16 protein-coding genes and 1 pseudogene are annotated in these 17937 nt (G+C 65.8%); 11 read left to right on the top strand and 6 right to left on the bottom strand.

From position 1 onward, the window contains the following. Positions 1–61 precede the first annotated feature (61 nt). Genes V9L17_RS02570 through V9L17_RS02560 form a run of 3 tightly spaced genes read left to right on the top strand, consistent with a single transcriptional unit; the run spans position 62 to position 2966 of the window. Positions 62–1150, top strand: coding sequence for a Gfo/Idh/MocA family oxidoreductase (locus V9L17_RS02570; RefSeq protein WP_337350350.1), 1089 nt, complete (start codon positions 62–64; stop codon positions 1148–1150). Further along, on the top strand, positions 1150–1935 hold the full coding sequence (locus tag V9L17_RS02565) for a TIM barrel protein (protein WP_337350349.1): 786 nt from the start codon (positions 1150–1152) through the stop codon (positions 1933–1935). Before V9L17_RS02570 ends, V9L17_RS02565 begins: the two co-directional genes overlap by 1 nt. After that, positions 1932–2966 (top strand): Gfo/Idh/MocA family protein, encoded by a 1035-nt coding sequence (locus V9L17_RS02560; protein WP_337350348.1) that lies wholly within the window; start codon positions 1932–1934, stop codon positions 2964–2966. Before V9L17_RS02565 ends, V9L17_RS02560 begins: the two co-directional genes overlap by 4 nt. Before the next feature lie 63 nt (positions 2967–3029). On the opposite strand, the gene iolB is transcribed toward V9L17_RS02560, so the two are convergent. Both iolB and V9L17_RS02550 read right to left on the bottom strand, forming a co-directional pair. Continuing rightward, positions 3030–3923, bottom strand: coding sequence for a 5-deoxy-glucuronate isomerase (gene iolB / locus V9L17_RS02555; protein ID WP_337346387.1), 894 nt, complete (start codon positions 3921–3923; stop codon positions 3030–3032). 18 nt (positions 3924–3941) lie between these two features. After that, a complete protein-coding gene (locus V9L17_RS02550; protein ID WP_337346388.1) occupies positions 3942–4682 on the bottom strand; it encodes a GntR family transcriptional regulator in 741 nt (246 codons plus the stop codon). Positions 4683–4900: 218 nt separating this feature from the next. Here V9L17_RS02550 and V9L17_RS02545 point away from each other — a divergent pair, with 218 nt between their 5' ends. Then, positions 4901–6034, top strand: coding sequence for an LOG family protein (locus V9L17_RS02545; protein ID WP_337350347.1), 1134 nt, complete (start codon positions 4901–4903; stop codon positions 6032–6034). A 39-nt stretch (positions 6035–6073) separates the two neighbouring features. On the opposite strand, the gene V9L17_RS02540 is transcribed toward V9L17_RS02545, so the two are convergent. Continuing rightward, positions 6074–6970, bottom strand: a complete 897-nt coding sequence (locus V9L17_RS02540) for a matrixin family metalloprotease (protein ID WP_337350346.1) — start codon at positions 6968–6970, stop codon at positions 6074–6076. Continuing rightward, positions 6970–8229, bottom strand: a complete 1260-nt coding sequence (locus tag V9L17_RS02535) for a VIT1/CCC1 transporter family protein (protein ID WP_337350345.1) — start codon at positions 8227–8229, stop codon at positions 6970–6972. Before V9L17_RS02535 ends, V9L17_RS02540 begins: the two co-directional genes overlap by 1 nt. Before the next feature lie 257 nt (positions 8230–8486). Between V9L17_RS02535 and V9L17_RS02530 the strand changes: the two genes are divergently transcribed. Beyond that, a complete protein-coding gene (locus V9L17_RS02530) occupies positions 8487–8717 on the top strand; it encodes a hypothetical protein (protein WP_337350344.1) in 231 nt (76 codons plus the stop codon). A gap of 111 nt (positions 8718–8828) precedes the next feature. Here V9L17_RS02530 and V9L17_RS02525 read toward each other — a convergent pair whose 3' ends face one another. Then, positions 8829–10343 carry a sodium:solute symporter gene (locus V9L17_RS02525; RefSeq protein ID WP_337346392.1) on the bottom strand — a complete coding sequence of 505 codons (1515 nt, stop codon included), beginning with the start codon at positions 10341–10343 and terminating at the stop codon, positions 8829–8831. A 298-nt stretch (positions 10344–10641) separates the two neighbouring features. On the opposite strand from V9L17_RS02525, the gene V9L17_RS02520 reads away from it, so the two are divergent. Next, on the top strand, positions 10642–11217 hold the full coding sequence (locus tag V9L17_RS02520) for a helix-turn-helix domain-containing protein (RefSeq protein WP_337346393.1): 576 nt from the start codon (positions 10642–10644) through the stop codon (positions 11215–11217). Between the two features lie 221 nt (positions 11218–11438). Here V9L17_RS02520 and V9L17_RS02515 read toward each other — a convergent pair. Next, positions 11439–11573, bottom strand: a pseudogene (locus tag V9L17_RS02515) (hypothetical protein); the annotation flags it as partial. Here V9L17_RS02515 and V9L17_RS02510 point away from each other — a divergent pair. The 5 genes from V9L17_RS02510 (at position 11517) to V9L17_RS02490 (ending at position 17931) form a co-directional block, all read left to right on the top strand. Further along, positions 11517–11738 carry a hypothetical protein gene (locus V9L17_RS02510; protein ID WP_337350431.1) on the top strand — a complete coding sequence of 74 codons (222 nt, stop codon included), beginning with the start codon at positions 11517–11519 and terminating at the stop codon, positions 11736–11738. The pseudogene V9L17_RS02515 and the gene V9L17_RS02510 sit on opposite strands and share 57 nt — an antisense overlap. Positions 11739–12483: 745 nt before the next feature. Next, the gene (speB, locus tag V9L17_RS02505) at positions 12484–13560 is read left to right on the top strand and encodes an agmatinase (RefSeq protein ID WP_337350343.1); all 1077 of its coding nucleotides are present in this window, start codon (positions 12484–12486) and stop codon (positions 13558–13560) included. Between the two features lie 5 nt (positions 13561–13565). Then, the gene (locus tag V9L17_RS02500; protein WP_337350342.1) at positions 13566–15260 is read left to right on the top strand and encodes a thiamine pyrophosphate-binding protein; all 1695 of its coding nucleotides are present in this window, start codon (positions 13566–13568) and stop codon (positions 15258–15260) included. Positions 15261–15410: 150 nt separating this feature from the next. Beyond that, a complete protein-coding gene (locus V9L17_RS02495; RefSeq protein ID WP_337350341.1) occupies positions 15411–15884 on the top strand; it encodes a MarR family winged helix-turn-helix transcriptional regulator in 474 nt (157 codons plus the stop codon). 10 nt (positions 15885–15894) lie between these two features. Beyond that, positions 15895–17931, top strand: coding sequence for an MDR family MFS transporter (locus V9L17_RS02490; protein ID WP_443197997.1), 2037 nt, complete (start codon positions 15895–15897; stop codon positions 17929–17931). Positions 17932–17937 lie beyond the last annotated feature (6 nt).

Here is a 17937-nt window from a genome sequence, read left to right as displayed (position 1 = left end):
CTCCGGAAACACCCTCCGGCACTGATCCACCCCCACGTTATGACCAGCGAAAGGACCAGCCATGGCCTATCTCACCCACAACCCCGCTCCAGTCCAGGCACCCGTACGGATCGGACTCATCGGTTCCGGCTGGATGGGGGCATTCCATGCCGAAAGCATCGCCCGCCGCGTCCCCGGCGCCGTCCTGGCGGCCATTGCGGACCCTAATCTGGAATCCGCGCAGACCCTCGCCCGCGCGCTGGGCACCACACAGGTGACGGCCAACGCAGCAGACATCCTGGCGGACCCGGAGATCCATGCTGTGGTGATCGCCAGTCCCGCACGCTTCCACTCGTCACTGATCGCCCAGGCCGCTGCCGCCGGAAAGCACGTCTTCTGCGAGAAACCGGCCGGTCAGGGGCTCGATGAGCTCGACGCCGCCCTCGCAGCCGTGGAAGAAGCCGGCGTGCACTTCCAGGTGGGCTTCAACCGGCGGTACGCGGATGACTTTCGGGCCGCCAAGAAGGATCTGGTCGCCGGCATCGCCGGAACACCGCAGCTCCTGCGCTCACTTACCCGCGATCCAGGGAACGGAAGCATCCCCAACGCTGCCAAGGTCCCGGCCTGGACCATCTTCCTGGAAACACTCATCCACGACTTCGACACCCTCAACTGGTTCAACGAAGGTGCCGAGCCCGTGGAGGTCTACGCCGTGGCGGACGCGCTCGTAGAGCCTGACCTGCGCGACGCGGGTTTCCTGGACACAGCAGTGGTGACCATCCGCTACAGCAACGGTGCGGTGGCCGTCGCCGAGGCAAACTTCAGCGCGCTGTATGGGTACGACATCCGCGGCGAGGTCTTCGGCTCCAAGGGCATGGTCCAGGCCGGCCGCGTCACGGAAACAGCGGCCCGGCGCTACACGGCGGAGGGACTCTCCGCGGACACTCCGAGGCTCAATGTTGAGCTTTTCCGCCAGGCCTACACGGACGAACTCGCCGACTTCGCCGATGCGGTGCGTGCCCGGCTCGACGGCATGCCGCCCTCGTCGTCCGGCTCTACGGTCACCCCGGGTGGCGCAGATGCCCGCCGTGCGCTGGCCATGGCACTGGCGTGCATCGAATCGGTCAAGAGCGGCGCCCCGGTCTCGGTCGACCAGACGGCGGCCGTCTGATGCGCCTTGCAGTCTGCGCTGAGATGGTCTTTACGGACCTTCCGTTTGTGGAACGCGTCCGCCGGATCCACGAGTCCGGCTTCGATGTGGAGCTGTGGGATTCGCGGACCAAGGACATCAGCGCGCTCAAGGCCACCGGCGCCGTGTTTTCCTCCATGACGGGGTACACCTCCGGCAGCGTGGTGGACCCCGACACTGCCGATGACGTGGTGCGGACGGCGGAATCGCTGATCCCCACCGCCCTGGAACTCGGCGTCGGCCGCATGGTGGTGCACCCGGCAGAACTCATCGACGGCCACGCGGCCCGCCCTGCATACCGTTCCACCGGCCGGATGTGGAGCACCGGTGCCCGGACCCTGGAACGCCTCGGCAAGCTGGGCGAAAAATACGGCGTGACGTTCTGCCTAGAGAACCTCAACACCATCCTTGACCACCCCGGCATCCCGCTGGCACGCGCCAAGGACACGCTGGCACTCGTTGAGGCCGCCGGGCACCCCCACGCCAAGCTGATGCTGGACCTTTACCACGCGCAACTCGGGGAGGGGAACCTCATTGAGCTCGTGCGGACGGCCCTGCCCTTCATCGGCGAGATCCAGGTGGCCGACGTCCCGGGGCGCTGCGAACCCGGGACAGGGGAAATCAACTACGCGGCCGTCGCCAGGGCGCTCGCCGAGGTCGGTTATGACGGCACGGTGGGCATGGAAGCCTGGGCGCAGAGCGACAGCGACGCGGCCCTGGACGCGTTCCGGGCCGCCTTCAACGTTTATTCGGAGGAAAAACTATGAAAGACGTCGTTCTGGGCCTTGTGGGAGTGGGCCGGATCGGTGTGATGCACGCGAACAACATCGCCGCACTGAACGGGGTGCTCAATCCGGAGGGCATCAACGTCCGGCTGCGGCTGACCGACGTCGCCGCAGAGCACGCCAGGAACGTCGCGGGCGGTCTGGGCGCGGAGTTCTTCCCGTCAGTGGAAGCGCTGCTTGCCTCCGGGCTGGACGGCCTGGTGGTGGCCACCGGGACGGGTACCCACCCCGAGCTGATCAAGGCGGGGGTAGACGCCGGAATCCCGGTCTTCTGCGAAAAACCGGTGGCCATGAACGTGGCGGATGCGCTCCCGGTACTGGACTACATCAAGGACCGGCACGGCGTGGTCCAGATCGGCCACCAGCGCCGCTTCGATGCCGGCTATCTTGAGGCCCGGCGCGCCTACCAGGCCGGCGAGCTGGGCTGGATCCACTCGCTGCGGGCAGTCACGTGCGACATGGCGCCGCCACCGGTGGAATTCCTGGCCAGCTCCGGTGGCCTGTTCCGGGACTGCTCGGTCCACGATTTTGATATCCTCCGGTGGCTCACGGGCCGCGAAATCGTTGAGGTATATGCGAAGGGCTCCAACAACGGAGACCCGGCCATCGGCGCCGTGGGGGATGTGGACACCGCGCTCGCGCTGTTGACGTTCGACGACGGGACTGTGGGTACAGTCTCCGCCACCCGCTACAACGGGGCGGGCCATGATGTCCGCCTGGAAATCCAAGGGTCCCTGCGGTCGCTGATGGTGGGGCTGGATGACAAAACCGCGTTGGCCTCGGCGGAACCCGGCATTGGATTTCCTGCAGGTGAGCCGCACCGGACCTTTGCCGAGAGGTTCGATGCAGCCTACCGCGACGAAATGGCGGCCTTTGTGGAACTCACCCTGGGCCGGCGGGACAACCCCTGCACACCGGAGGACGCGGTGGCGGCGTCCCGGGTGGCGGACGCTGCCCAGGAGTCCCTCGCCACTGGCGTTGCGGTGAAAGTGGCTATCAGCGTAGCCAGGTGAGCGTGCAGCTGCGATGCAAAATGCCCCTCCGGAATCCGTTCCGGAGGGGCATTTTGTTGATCCCTAAGCTGTGAAAGGCAGCCGTGGATCGATGTCCACGCCGTCCCAGCTCTGGCGCACCCAGCCATGATGCGGGTCGTCACTGATGAGCCATTCACGGACGGGGCCGGGGCCGGCCATCACGTTCAGGTAGTACAGGTCGTAGCCGGGGGCCGCCATCGCGGGGCCGTGCCAGCCGTAGGGCACCAGCACAACGTCGCCCGTGCGGACCTCCGCCGAGACATCGATGGGCCGCTCGTCCGAGGCATAAACCCGCTGATAACCGATGGCATCAGCGTCGGCAGGCGCCGCGGAACCGGCGGCCACCTGCGTTTCGAAGTAGTAGATCTCCTCGAGGTTCGTCTCGCCGTCCTTTTCCTCATCGTGTTTGTGGGGCGGGTAGGAAGACCAGTTTCCGGCCGGGGTGAGCACCTCGCACACTATAAACCGGTCGGCCTCAAGGGCTGCCGGCGTGCCGAAGTTGTGAACCTGGCGGGAGCAGTTGCCCGCTCCGCGCAGCTCGACGGGTGTCTCCGCCCCGGTGACCAGGCGGGTGGGATAGGAGGCTTTGGCCGGGGCCGTTGCAACGGCGAACCTGCCGCCGTTGTCGGAGCTGACGGTGACGGCGCGGCCAGTTCCCGAATACAGGACATCGCTGGGGCCGTGGAACACGGAAGCGCGCCCCTGCAGCACATAGTCTTCACCGTCGACCGTGACCGTGAAGGAACCGTTGAGCGGAACCACTATCCGCTCCTCTCCGGCAGCCGGGAGTTTGAGGGCGGCACCGGCCGCGAGGGTCGCGACTTTCAGCCCTGTGTGGGCCCAGCCCTCCACTGCCAGGGGTGAATCAGAAGTTCCGAGCGAGACGTCCCAACCGCCGTCGGCGGCGCTGCCAAGAGGGTAGACCCAGTTAGTCATAGATAAGTATTCCTTGCGCTATCGCTGTACGAGTGTCATTTCAAAGCTGTACGAATCCGCCCGGTACACGTGGTGTCCGGTCTCCACATTGCGGCCTGTATCGTCCACGGCGGTCCGCTCCATGGTGACCAGGGCCGAGCCTGGAGCCGCGTCGAGCTGCGTGGCCTGGTACTCGTTGGCCACCACGGCGCCGATTCGCTGCGTGGCGAGCCGGAAATTCACTCCGCCGTTCCGCAGGACGGAGTACAGGCCCTGGCTGGCCAGGAGTTCCTCGGTCAGGGGGGTGATGTCGTCGCGGACCCAGTTTTCCATCAGAGCCAGCGGTTTCCCGGCCACTTTCCGCAACCGGGTGAAGTGGTACACCGTGGCGCCTGGGGGGAGATGGAGCGCCTCGCGCGTAGCGTCGTCGGCCTCGTCATGGCTGAAGGTCAGTACGTCGGTGGTGGGTTTGGCGCCGTTGTTGCTTAGATCGTCAAAGAGGCTGGAGAGTTCCAGTGGCCTCCGTACCTGGCTGGAAACCACTTGGGTACCTACGCCGCGCTTACGCACCAGCAGGCCGGAGCGCACCAGCTCATCCATGGCTTTGCGCATGGTTGGCCGGGAGAGGTTGAGCTGCGCTGCAAGGTCGATCTCGTTGTCCAGCCGGCTGCCGGGCGGAAGCAGGCCCGTATGGATGGCGGCCTCGATGCCCTGCACCACTTGGTGGTAGAGGGGCACCGGCGAAGAGCGGTCGATGCTGAGGTTTAGTTGATTCGCCATTGAGATGCATCCTTCGCGCCGCTAGGGTTGCTGCGAAGCAACTCCCCTTTGTCCTGCCTATGTCCGCTTGATAGGACATACTGCCTTTATTGTTGATAATAACAGGGCGTTGGCAGGCGGCAAAGAAGCCGTCCCGGCCCGCCGTGGAGGCCTGACTAGGCTGGGGAGATGAACAACCGATACCGGGCACAGCCGGGGTCTCGAACCAGGCCGCCGGCATGAACCCCTCCGGCAGCGTGCACCCCAGCCCGCGGACCCTCGAAGTCGAGAGTCTTGCCAGCTTCGACCGGCTGGTGGCGGCCGGAGCTGTGGCCATGCACGGCTGGCACGCCCAGTCTTTGGACCTGCGCGGCCGGAGGGCAGCGCTGGAGACCCTTGATGTGGAAGGCGCTATCTTCCTTGGGTGCACGTTTGACGAGGGTGTTGAGGACGGCCTGCGGCGCCGTGGCGCGCTGATTTTCCCCAAGCTTGTTGGTGTGCCCTTCGACCCCTACCGGGCGAGGCTCTACACCCCCCAGGAGCTTTATGCCGGGCTGGACCACGCCCCCTATGAAGAACTGCCCGACGCCCTCGTCTACCAGTGGAGCATCCGGCCCGGGCAGCGGCACCGCCTGGACGCCACCCTGGCTTCGGCCCTGCACGACCACGCCATCGGTGACGCCCTGGACGAGATGATTCGCTCCGATGCCGTAGCCGGGCTGACCGTGGTGGGCGTGATGGGAGGCCATAATGTCCAGCGAGGTACTCCGGAGTTCGCGCAGGCTGCCTCGTTGGGCCGGCTGTTGGCTGGAAGCGGGAAGCTCGTAGCCACCGGAGGCGGTCCAGGGGCCATGGAGGCCGCCAACCTGGGCGCCTACCTCAGCGGGATCCCCGTAGATGAGTTCGAGGCGGCCCTGGTGTCACTGGGGGCCGTCCCTGGCTTCCGTCCCTCGGTGTCAGCGTGGGTGCGCGCGGCGGCCGCCGTCGTCGCACGTTTTCCGGCGGGAACGCCGTCGCTGGGTATCCCCACCTGGTTCTACGGGCATGAGCCGCCGAACTACTTTGCCACGCACATTGCCAAATACTTCGCCAACGCCGTACGCGAGGCGATCCTGCTCGAAGTCTGCAACGGCGGCATTATCTTCCTGCCGGGAGCAGCCGGAACTGTCCAGGAAATGTTCCAGGACGCGTGCGAGAACTATTACAGCGCCCGTGAGGCCGTGACGCCGATGGTCCTGGTGGGCAGCCGTTACTGGCAGCACGAATACCCTGCCTGGCCGATGCTCCAGAGGCTGGCAGCCGGGCGGGCCATGGCGGACCGGATCTTCCTGGTCGACACAGTTGACGAGGCGCTCGCCGTGATCGGCGGGTAGCTTCGGCGCCAGGTCCGGGGATGGCGGAGATTGCCGGGTCTAGAGATCCTTACGGCACAGGGCGCCGGCCAGTTTGTACAGGCCGTTGAGATCGCCCGCGGCAAGGCCTTCCGGGGTGCCGATTTCCGGAAACATCAGCTGCCGGTGGTCATCCACGTGTTCGAGTCCCATCACATGGCTGAGCTCGTGCAGGATGACGGCCGTGGCGTACAGCGCCCCGTCGGGCTGTTCCAGCTCTTCGGCAATCTGCGGGGCGTCCAGCTCCAGGCTGCCAGTGACGAAGGTCTTGGGACCGTTCTCGTAGCTGAAGTGGGTGCTTCCCCCGGTGCCGATCACTTTACCCTTGAGCTGGGGAGCCACCTCGGGAGTGGTCCAGGAAACCAGCAGCGGCGCCCAGCGGTCACCGTACGAATCCGGCTGGTACGGAGCGCGCTTGGCAGAAGGCTCTTCGGTGGTGGCGCCGTCGTAAATGAACCGGATCCCGGTGGCCCGCGACATGGTGTCGATTGCTTCCGGGATAAGGGCCTGCGCGCCGGCCGGGACCAGGTCCGCGTTCACCACGTAGTGCAGCGGCCGGCACGGCGAATATCCCACCGGTGTGCCGTCGTCGTTGGTGGCCAGGAATTGGTAGGAACTGCTCGCGTACGGGGGCGGTTCGGGCCTTCCCAGCGGCGCGTCCTCCTCCTCAAGCCCGGGCGGGGGAGCCTCGGGCCGACCCTCGGCAGCGGGCCGGACGCCACCCGATTCGCCCGGCTGAACGGCTCCGGGCCCGAGCCGAACATCCAGTAGTTCACCAACACGTGGGCCGCCGTAAAAGACTCCGCCGACCACCAGTGCCGTGGTGCCGGCGGTAATACCCAGCAGGGCGTTCCGCATGGAACGCCCCGCAGAACGCCTCCCGCTGCTGTGCGGGCGGTCCGGGGGAACGCTGTCCATCAACCCACCACGGTGCCGAAGGCCAAGCCAAGCACATACGTGACGGCTGCGGCGCCCAGGCCGATGGCCAGCTGCCGCAGCCCGCGAGTCAGCGGCGACGTGCCTGAGAGCAGGCCAACGACGCCGCCAGTCATCAGCAGTGCCACACCCACCAGGACTCCGGCTACCACCAGCGCGGCCACGCCTGTCATGCCGAACAGGAAGGGAAGGATGGGCACGATGGCACCGGAGGCAAAGAAGCAGAAGCTGGATAGTGATGCGCCCCAGGCGGTGCCTACGGCTTCGTGCTGGTCTTCAGTTTCGGGGAGTTCGGGCTGGAGGGACAGGCTGGGATCGCAGTCGCAGGAGAGCAGCCCCATGCGTTCGGCCACGCGGTGTTCGGCTGCTTCGTGGGACATGCCGCGTGCCAGATACACGAGCAGCAGCTCGTTATGTTCGATGTCCAGCTTGGGGGCCGCCGCCAGGGTGACCTGGGTGGGCCGTGTGGCCGCGAGGAGTTCACGCTGCGAGCGGACGGAGACGAATTCGCCGGCGCCCATCGACAGTGCGCCGGCCAAGAGCCCGGCAATACCACTCAGGAGTACTACGCTGCTTGCCACGCCGGACGCTGCCATGCCCATAACCAAGGATAGATTGCTGACCAGGCCGTCGTTGGCTCCGAACACGGCGGCGCGGAATGTTCCGGCGAGCCGGTTGCGGCCCCGTGTTGCCAGGCCGCGCACTACTTCCTCATGGATCTGTTCGTCGGCGGCCATGGCGGGCGTGGCGGACGGGTCCTTGGCGTACGGGGAGCGACCTTCGGCGCGCTGGGCCAGCGCGAGGACAAAGACCGAGCCGAAGTGGCGGGCCAGGAAGCCCAGCAGCTGGCTGCGCAGCGACGCTTGGCGGGACTTCCCGGCGTGATCGCCCAGGAGCCGGAGCCAGTGGGCCTCGTGCCGGCCTTCGGCTTCTGCAAGGGCGAGAAGGATGTCTCGCTCCTCGCCCAGCCGGTTCTGCGCGAGGTCCCGGTAGACAGCGGCCTCGGCGCGTTCATCGGCCAGGTATTGGCGCCAGCGCCGGATGTCCGCAGGAGTGGGCTCGGCATTTGTCGGCTGGCCTGCCGGGCGGCGTTCAGTCGGAGCAGAATTCGACGGAACAGAATCGGAGGACGCGGGAATGGCTTGGGCAGAATCCGACGGAACAGAATCCGAGGGCGCGGGAACGGGCTGGGCAGAATCCCGGGCGGCGCGGTGTTGGCCGGGATTGGCGTGCTGAGACACAGAAGCTCCTGAGCTTGATGGGGCATGGTTCGGCCCCATTGCAAGGCCCAGCTTACCGCGGAATTTCGCGGATTTTCGGCTGGCCAACCTCACTTCGGGGTTTCGGGTACCCTCAAAATCCCCGGCTCCGGATGGCTTTTGCACTCCTGTCTGCGGACCCTTGACCGGGGCCACCGGCGGTGCTGTGATGAAAGTGTGGCGCCCGCCAGCGCCCAGCCGAAAGAGCACGTCAGTGGCGAACAAACGGAGGTTGCACAATGAACACCACCGGACAGCACCCGGACATGCCGCACCTTGATGCCGTAGAAGCAGATCCCGCTTATGACTACGCCGAGGATGCGCCGGTTGACGCGAACGACTGGGATGCAGAGGACGAGTTCCTGGACGCTGAAGACGTAGTCATTCCGACCCCTCCGGTCGAAATTGACGCCGAGGAGCGCGTGGTTCCGCTGGACCCCGAGGAGTTCCGCGAACCAGAACCTGAGTAGGACGGACGACGGCGGCGCCTCCCGTTCGCTGATGAGCGAAAGGAGGCGCCGCCGTCGTGCTTTGTACTGCTCGAGTCTGTCCCTGGGGTGATTCGAGCCCTGTCGAAATCCTTACGGCGCAGTCACGGTGACAGGAACTTCGTTTTCCTTGCCGGCTACGCGCCGCGCCCAATTCCGCATGACCTGCGGGTCCGTGGGCTTGGTGAGCAGCGAGACCGCCACGTAAACCACGGCTGAGCTGATGAGGCCGAAGTAGATCGGTTCGTTGGCGAAGACGCCGTCCAGCGGGGCCTTGGCGTTGACCTCCAGCACGATCATGGTGCCGAGCGTGACAACCGAACCCACCGCCATGGAGGCCGCGGCAGCCAGGCCGGTTCCGCGCTTCCACACCAGGCCGCCCAGGATGGCGACCAGGAGCCCGCCCACGAGGATGTCGTAGGCGATTGTCAGCGCGGCCACGACGTCCTTGGTGATGATGGCGATCAGGATGGCCACGATGCCGAGCGAGAGGACCCACATGCGGTTAGCCTTGACGTCGTGCTCCGGGTTGTCGGTGTCGTCGGTGTTGATGTCCTTGCCGAACCAGCTGGCAACGAACGGCAGGACGTCGGCGCGGGCAACCGTGGCAGCGGCGATCAGGGCGCCGGAAGCGGTGGACATCATGGCGGCCACAGCTGCGGCAAGTACCAGTCCGCCGATACCAACAGGGAGGATTGTCTGGGCAACCTCGGCGTAGACGTCGTCCTTCGCCGCAATGTCGATCCCGGACAGGGCCACGCTGGCAGCCATGCCGATCAGGGCGCCGGCAACACCGTAGAGGATGCAGTAGATGCCGGCGGTGGCGCCGCCCCAGCGAGCTACGCCCGGGGTCTTGGCGGTGAACACGCGCTGCCAGATATCCTGGCCGATCAGCAGGCCCAGGGTGTAGACGACGAAGTAGGTGATGATGGTCTGCACGCCGATGCCATCCATCTGGAAGAAGCTTTCATCCACACGGCTGCGGATGCCGTCGAGGCCGCCCGCTGCATTGAGGGTGAAGGGAAGCATCAGGGCGAAGATGCCCACGGTTTTGATGACGAACTGCACCTGGTCCGCCAGAGTGATGGACCACATGCCGCCGATGGTTGAGTAGACCAGCACGATCGCTCCGCCGATGGCGATGGCGAGCCAGCGGTCCCAGCCGAAGAGGACCACGAAGATGGTGGCGTAAGCGCTGGTGGAGGTGGCGCACAGCATCAGTGTGTACGCCAGCATGACGATGCCCGAGGTCTGCGTTGCCTTGCTTCCATAGCGAAGGGTGAGCATCTGGGAGACCGTGTAGATCTTGAGCTTCTGGATAGTACCGGCGAAGAGGAGGCTCAGCAGCAGCACGCCGGCGCCGATGGCCACCACCAGCCACATGCCGGAGATGCCGAACTTGTAGCCGAGGCCAACGCCGCCGACGGTGGAGGCGCCGCCCAGGACAACGGCGGCCATAGTGCCTGTGTAGAGGAACGGGCCGAGCCGGCGGCCGGCCACGAGGAAGTCGCTGTTGTTCTTGGTGCGGGACTTACCCCACCAGCCGAAGGCAAGCATTGCGATGAGGTACACCACCACAATGGCGATGTTGACGAAGTTAGCGTCCATGTTGGGGCTCCTTGGAGCTGATCTGCAGCGTGGCTCGAACCCGGCGGCGCTGCTGGGGAGGCCGGTGTTCCGCTGCTCTTACGAGGTGGGGATGAGGGGAATCCTCGGATGTTGCCTGTCTGCAATATTGCATAGGAGACAACACTTGTTGCCTAAAAGAGTAGGCTGTGACCGTGGTAACAGTCAAGGGCCCGCCGTAACGTCCCCTGGCTGTGGCGTAGCGGCGTCACATGGGTACGTGGCCATTAGGATTGCTCCAGAGATGGGGCCGGGGTTGCCGGCCATGAAAGGTCTGCACATGAAGGCACTGCCAGTAGAACCGAGCAACGTTCCGGTTGCCATCGGGTCCCGTATCCGGGCTGCCCGGCAGTCCCAGCGACTCACCATCGAGCAGGTTGCCGACGCCACCGGGCTGACCAAGGGCTTCCTGAGCCGTGTGGAGCGGGACCTCACATCACCCTCTGTCGCTTCGCTGGTGACCCTCTGCCAGGTGTTGTCCATTTCCATTGGGGACCTGTTCGCCGCTCCCGAAACCCACCTGACCAAGCGCAACGACGGGCCCCGAATTTCACTGGGCGGCGAAGGGATCGTGGAGCGGCTGCTGACGGCCCGCTCGGAGCGGCGGATCCAGATTATCCAGGCTGTTATCGAGCCCCATGGCCGCGGTGAGTCCGAGCTCTACGCCGTGGACTGCGACGTAGATGTGCTGCACGTGATCAAGGGCAGCATCAAGCTGATCCTCACCAACGAAGAATACGAGCTCAGCACCGGGGACACCGTCACGTTCCCCGGACGCGAACCCCACACCTGGATCAACCCCACCGGCGAGGCCGTTGAGGTCCTCTGGGTGCTGGTCCCCGCCGCCAGTCGGTAGCGCGCGCTTTTCGGCTGGAGTTGTGCGTTCCTGCCCGGTTTGTGGCCGGGCTTCCGCGGGCGTGCCCTGTGCGGGCGCGGGCTGCCGCCCAGGCAAAGCGATCTGGGCCGGAGTAACTGGGAAGGAGCGCTCGCCTTACCTGGCCGAGCGTTCCTGGCATCGAGCACCGCCCTGATTTCCGCTACCACCTGCTCCGGGTTGAACCAGATGTGTTCGGGCATGTAGCGGAGGACGGCGAAGCCCTTGACCGTTGAGGTGTTGTTCCTGTGGCGGTCCCTGAGCATGTCCGCGCGCTTTGAATGAAAGGCGAATCCGTCGATTTCCACGATCAGGAAACCGTCCAGCAGGAAATCCACCCGCCCGATGCCGGGCAGCGGCACCTGGGCCTCGAAATCGATCCCATTGCTCCGAAAGAGATGCTGTGCGTCGACTTCCACTATCGATTCTGCCCGCAGGTCAAGCTCCTGCATCGCGCGTCGAATGGGCCCCGAGCGGTCACCGTGTACCTCGGCCCTGAGTAGCTCCAGTGGTACGCCGTGCAGCCGGACCGCCGACGTCGCGATGGCAGTGGACGACGGCGGCGCCAGGCACCCAAGTGCGTGCAGGACCACGTCTTCCACCGCCGCCACCGGCAGTTCCGGGTGGCCCTCGAATCGCACCGTCCGGTGCCGGACGAATCCTTTGCCATGGCCGTGGTTGCAGGCCAGGTGCAGCCGGGACGGAGGGTTCCGGAGCCATAACCCGTGGCGTGCGGCTGCGCTGGCGCAGGTCAGCCGGCCGTTGTGGTGGATTGCGGCGGCGAGGTCCGCGTCGCAGTTAGGTGCGAGGAAAACTCCCCGCCTGGGTTGCGTGGCACCCAGCCCGGTCAGGCGCCCTAAGTCCCGTCTGGAGAATCCGGCGCTGAGGAGTTGGGCGGTGCGGGCAACCCCGCCGGCCTGTACAAGGTATTCGAAGATATCCATGGAGCCCATTGCAGGCTGCTGGAGCGGGATCTGACAGAGGAAGCAGGCCCTATGTGGGCAACGCACGCCCCTTGCTGTGCGTTCCTGCCCAGTTGCTTCCGCCGACGTCGCCTCCTGGCAGGAGATGTTCCCGGGATTCCGCGGCGCGAGATGGGCGCCGGCCGTGGACCGGGACAGTAACTGGGCAGGAGCGCCCGGGACACCTGCGCCCACGAACGCTTGTAAACACTTGATGCGCATAAGGAAACTTCAAGGTATGATGGCTGTCACACCCGCCGACCAATCCTCGAAGGAGAGGCTCACTGTGAAAGAGCTGCGCATCGAAGCCAACGGCAACCTTGGCCCGATCGATTCATCCCGCATCCCGCGTTATGCGGGCGCTGCCACCTACGCCCGACTGCCGCGCCTGGACCAGGTGGCGAAGGCTGACGTGACGGTGGTGGGCGTGCCCTTCGACTCCGGCGTGTCCTACCGCCCGGGTGCCCGTTTCGGCTCCAACCACATCCGTGAGGCCAGCCGCCTGCTCCGTCCGTACAACCCCGCGTGGGACGTCAGCCCGTTCGAAAACATCCAGGTGGCTGACGCCGGCGACATGGCGGTCAACCCGTTCAACATCAATGAAGCCATCGAAACCATCCAGCAGAACGCCCTGGACCTCACCTCGGCCGGCAGCAAACTGGTAACCCTCGGCGGTGACCACACCATCGCCCTTCCGCTGCTCCGGGCAGCGGCCGAGCGCGCCGGCGGACCCATCGCCATGCTGCACTTTGACGCCCACCTCGACACCTGGGACACCTATTTCGGCGCCGAATACACGCACGGAACCCCGTTCCGCCGGGCCGTTGAAGAAGGCATCCTGGATACCGAAGCCATCAGCCACATCGGCACACGCGGCCCCCTCTACGGCAAGAAGGACCTCGACGACGACCACCGCTTCGGGTTTGGCATTGTCACCTCCGCCGACGTCTACTACCAGGGCGTCCTGGAAACTGTGGCCAAGGTCCGTGACCGGATCGGGAACCGCCCGCTCTACATCTCGGTGGACATCGACGTCTTGGACCCCGCCCACGCCCCGGGCACCGGAACGCCCGAGGCCGGCGGCATCACCAGCCGCGAACTCCTGGAGATCATCCGCGGCTTCCGCGGCATGAACCTGGTGGGTGCCGACGTCGTGGAGGTCGCCCCTGCCTATGACCACGCCGAAATCACTGGCGTGGCCGCCAGCCACGTGGCCTATGAACTCATCACCCTGATGGCGGACAATGCTGTTGAAGGTGACCGCTTCGGGGCAGCCAACGGTTACGCCGCCCAAGCCCTTGGCCAGGAAGTCCGCCAGCCTGCCGGGTTCGCGGCCAGCATCCCCGCCGGAATCAAGGAGTAGCCAATATGATCGATTTCGATCCCGGCACAGCAGCCCCCACGAAGGGTACCGATGTGCGCAACGGCGGGGATCTCGTCGTCGAAACCCTAGAAGCCCTGGGCGCCAAAACAGTCTTTGGGATTCCCGGCCAGCATGCACTGGGCTTGTTCGACGCCATGGGCCGCGGCAACCTGCACTTTGTCTCCTCGCGCGTGGAGAACAACTCAGCCTTCGCCGCGGACGGCTACTCCCGCGCCACGGGCGAAGTGGGCGTGCTGTTCCTTTCCACCGGACCCGGCGCGCTGACCTCGCTCGCCGGGCTGCAGGAGGCTTACGCCACTGGTGTGCCAATGGTGGTGGTGGCCAGCCAGATCCCGCTCGAAGGACTCGGTGCCCGCCGCAAGGGCATGCTCCACCAGCTCGATGACCAGAAGGCCTCGGCCGCGAACGTCACCAAGAGCCAGCGGCTGATCCAGCATGCCTCCGGGATCCCGTCGGCCATCCAGGATGCCTGGACCGAGGCCATCTCCTCCCCGCAGGGGCCGGTCTGGCTGGAAATCCCGCAGAACGTCCTGCTGGATCCCATCATGGTCCCGCCGGTGGAGGACGCCCTCGCGGAGGCTGCGGACAACCCGCCGCGCGTGGAACTGGTCCGCGAAGCCGTGAAGTGGTTGTCGACGGCGGAACGTCCTGCCATCATCGCAGGCGGCGGGACGCGTCGGGGCCGGGCCGAGAAGTCCCTGCTCTCGATTGCCGAAAAGCTGCGGGCACCGGTGATCTGCACTCCCGGCGGTAACGGGGCATTCCCGTGGAACCACGAACTGTCGCTGCAGTCCTGGATCGAGGACCGCCACATGACCGACGTCCTGGAGGACGCGGACGTCCTGATCGTGATCGGCTCCTCCTTGGGCGAGGTCACCTCCAATTACTTCACTTTCGAACCCCGCGGGCGGATCATCCAGATCGATGCCGAACCCCGCGTGCTCGAGTCCAATCGTCCCGGCCTGGGCATCCGCGCCGACGCCGGCCAGGCGCTCGCCGCCCTCGATGAAGCCCTGGTTGTTCCGGTCGACGCCACGCGCAACTGGCACGGCGTCAGGCCCGAGGACCTGGTGAAGGAGTCCCTTGCCAAGGTCAAGGCCCGGCTGGAGTCCCAGGACCTGGCCAAGGAACTGAAGTTCATGGCGGACATCCGCGAAGCCGTTCCGGCCGATATGCAGACCTTCTGGGACATGACCATCTCCGCATACTGGGGCTGGAGCTGCTGGGATGCCCGGCAAGGCCAGTTCCACTCCGCCCAGGGCGCCGGCGGCCTCGGCTATGGTTTCCCTGCTGCGATCGGCGGCGCTGTCGGTCTGGAAACGGTGGGCAAGCCAAGTCGCGTCCTGGCTGTATCCGGTGACGGTTCGTCCATGTACTCCATCTCGGAACTGGCCACGGCCAAGCAGCACAACATCCCGGTCACGTGGCTGATCGTGGACGACGGCGGCTATGGCATCCTGCGCGAATACATGGTGGGTGCCTTCGGCAAGGCCACCGCCACCGAGCTGGCGCGCCCGGACTTCGTCAAACTGGCCGAAGCCTTCGGTGTGCCGGCCACCCGGGTGGCCCCGGAGGACGTGGGGGACGCGCTCAAAGCTGGTTTCGCCGCTGATGGCCCCAACGTCGTCGTCGTTGAGACCCTGCTCAAAATGTTCGGCCCCACCCACCTGGACTACTGAGCACCTCTTCCACAGCCGCGCGAGCTGGCAGCTATTAGCTGCCAGCTCGCGCTTTGTGGTTAAAAGGACCGTCCGGCGCGATTAGTTTCCTAAAGCAACCTTTTGGGTATATAGTTGCCTGAGGCAAACAATCGAGGAGCGTCCAGACCCATGTCAGTTGCGCCGGATACCGCGGCAGACCTCGTCTACCAAATATTTGACCTCCAGCGTGCGGTGCGATGCGTCGCCACGGCCAGCCTTCGCGGACAGGAAACCGGTGTGGCGCTACAGGGCGTACTCCGGTTTGTGGGGGAGGGGGAGACCCGCGCCACGCGGCTGGCCGAGCGGCTTGGCGTCAGCGCCCCGGTCCTCAGCCGCCATATCGCCGAGCTGGAGGAACAGGGCTATGTCACCCGCCGGCAGGATCCCGACGACGGACGGGCCCAGCTGGTTGCCCTGACCTCCGAAGGTGCGGGCAAGCTGCGCCATATCGAGGAGCAGCGCACGGCGGCGCTGCAGGACTACCTCCGCGAATGGAGCCAGGAGGACGCCGAAGACACGGCAAAGATCCTTCGGAAACTCACCGAATCCCTCAAACATTCAGCCCGGGCAAAGGCGGCCGGACCCAGTACAACTAACCACTAGGAGCAGATTTATGGCCAGCCACGCCGCCGCCCCCGCATCATCGTCCACCCTGTCCCAACAGCCGCCGGCCCCGCTGGCACCCGCACCGGGTCCGGAAGCGCAACCGGCGATGTCGCACCGCCAGATCATGGAAGCCCTGACCGGGCTCCTGGCCGCCTTCTTCACCGCCATCCTGAGCAGCACCATCGTGGCGAATGCCCTGCCCACCATCATGTCCGAACTCAAAGGCACCCAGACCGACTTCGCCTGGGTCATCACAGCAGCCCTGCTGGCCAACGCTGCCACCACCCCCATCTGGGGCAAACTCGCTGACCTGTTCGACAAGAAGCTGTTGGTCCAGCTCAGCATCGTGGTGTTCGTGGCCGGCTCCGTGATGGCCGGGCTGTCCGAGACCATCCCGCTGCTGCTGACCGCCCGCGTGATCCAGGGAGTGGCGATGGGCGGGCTGACAGCGCTGGCCCAGGCCATCATCGGATCCATGATCCCGCCCCGGGACCGCGGCAAGTACTCCGGCTACATGGGCGGCGTCATGGCCGTGGGCACGGCCGGCGGGCCGCTCCTGGGCGGATTCATCGTGGACAGCCCGCTCGGCTGGCGCTGGACGTTCTTCGTCTGCGTGCCGCTCGCCGTCGTCGCCCTCATCCTGCTGCAGGTCACGCTCAAAATCCCGCACGTCAAGCGCCCGGCCAAGATCGACTGGCTCGGCTCCATCCTCCTCACGTCAGGGGTCAGCCTGCTCCTGATCTGGGTATCCTTCGCCGGCAACCCGGACTACTACGACTGGTGGTCCTGGCAGTCAGGGCTGATGGTGGGTGGCGGAGTCCTGCTGCTCGCGCTGCTGGTGCTGGTGGAGTCCAAGGTGGAGCAGCCCATCATTCCGCTCAAGATCATCTCCGAGCGGACCACCGCCCTGGCCATCCTCGCCTCGGTGGCAGTGGGCGTGGCCATGTTCGGCTCGTCAACCTTCCTGGGCCAGTACTTCCAGGTGGCCCGCGGCGCCACCCCCACCGAAGCGGGCCTGCTGACCCTGCCCATGATCGCCGGTAACCTCATCGGTTCCGTGGTGTCGGGCCAGCTGATCAGCCGCACCGGCAAATGGAAGCGCTACCTCGTGGGTGGGTCCATCCTGCTGATCGCCGGCCTCGGCCTGGCCGGCACCGTGGACCACACCACCGAGCTGTGGCTGACCGGCGTCTACACTGCCATCCTGGGCCTAGGGCTGGGCATGGTGATGCAGAACCTGGTCCTTGCCGTGCAGAACACGGTCAAGGCCACGGATATCGGCACCGCCAGCGCTTCGGTTGCCTTTTTCCGCTCCGTTGGCGGCGCAATCGGCGTATCGGTCCTGGGCGCGGTACTGGGCACCCGCGTCACCCAACTCGCCAACGAAGGGCTTGCCGCCGCCAACATCCCCGTGCAGGGCGACGGTGCCGGCGCCAGCATGGATCTTGTGGACCTTCCCGAACCCGTCCGCGAAATCATGCGTGCCGCTTACGGTGACGCCACGGCACAAATCTTCCTGATCTCCGCCGTTATCGGCGTGATCGCCTTGGTGGCGGTCCTCTTCATCAAGGAGAAGCCGCTCCGCCGCACGGTAGACGTCCGTCCGGAGGGTGATGGTGCGGAAGCCGTGGCGGCTTGGCTTCCGGCTGCACCTTCGGCCGCGGCGGGCACGACGGCGGCACCCGGGCCGGGTGCGGACGTGGACGATATAGACCGTGAGTTCGTCGAGGTGCTGAGGCGGCAGCGCAGCAGCGAAAGCGGCACCGGACGCGGAACGGAGGCAGCTGCCGTGAAGATGGTGCCGTTGATCCTGGAAACGCAGCAACTGCTCGCAGAACAGCAGCTGCAGCTTTCCGCAGCCATGTCTTCGGTGCAGCGGCAGGCGGCCCTCCAGCAGGGAATTGCCGCCGAACAGGCGAAGACGGCGTCCATGCTGAAGGCCGTGGCCAAGGAACTCGGCAAGGAACGGAAACTGCAGAAGGCGGCCGCGCATTACCTGGCCTCCGGCGGCAATCAAAAGGACCAGGGTACGCCGATTGGATGATCTTTG

It is taken from the genome of Pseudarthrobacter sp. CCNWLW207 (assembly GCF_037203945.1).
Classification (GTDB): domain Bacteria; phylum Actinomycetota; class Actinomycetes; order Actinomycetales; family Micrococcaceae; genus Arthrobacter.
This window is presented reverse-complemented; position numbering and strand designations above follow the sequence as displayed.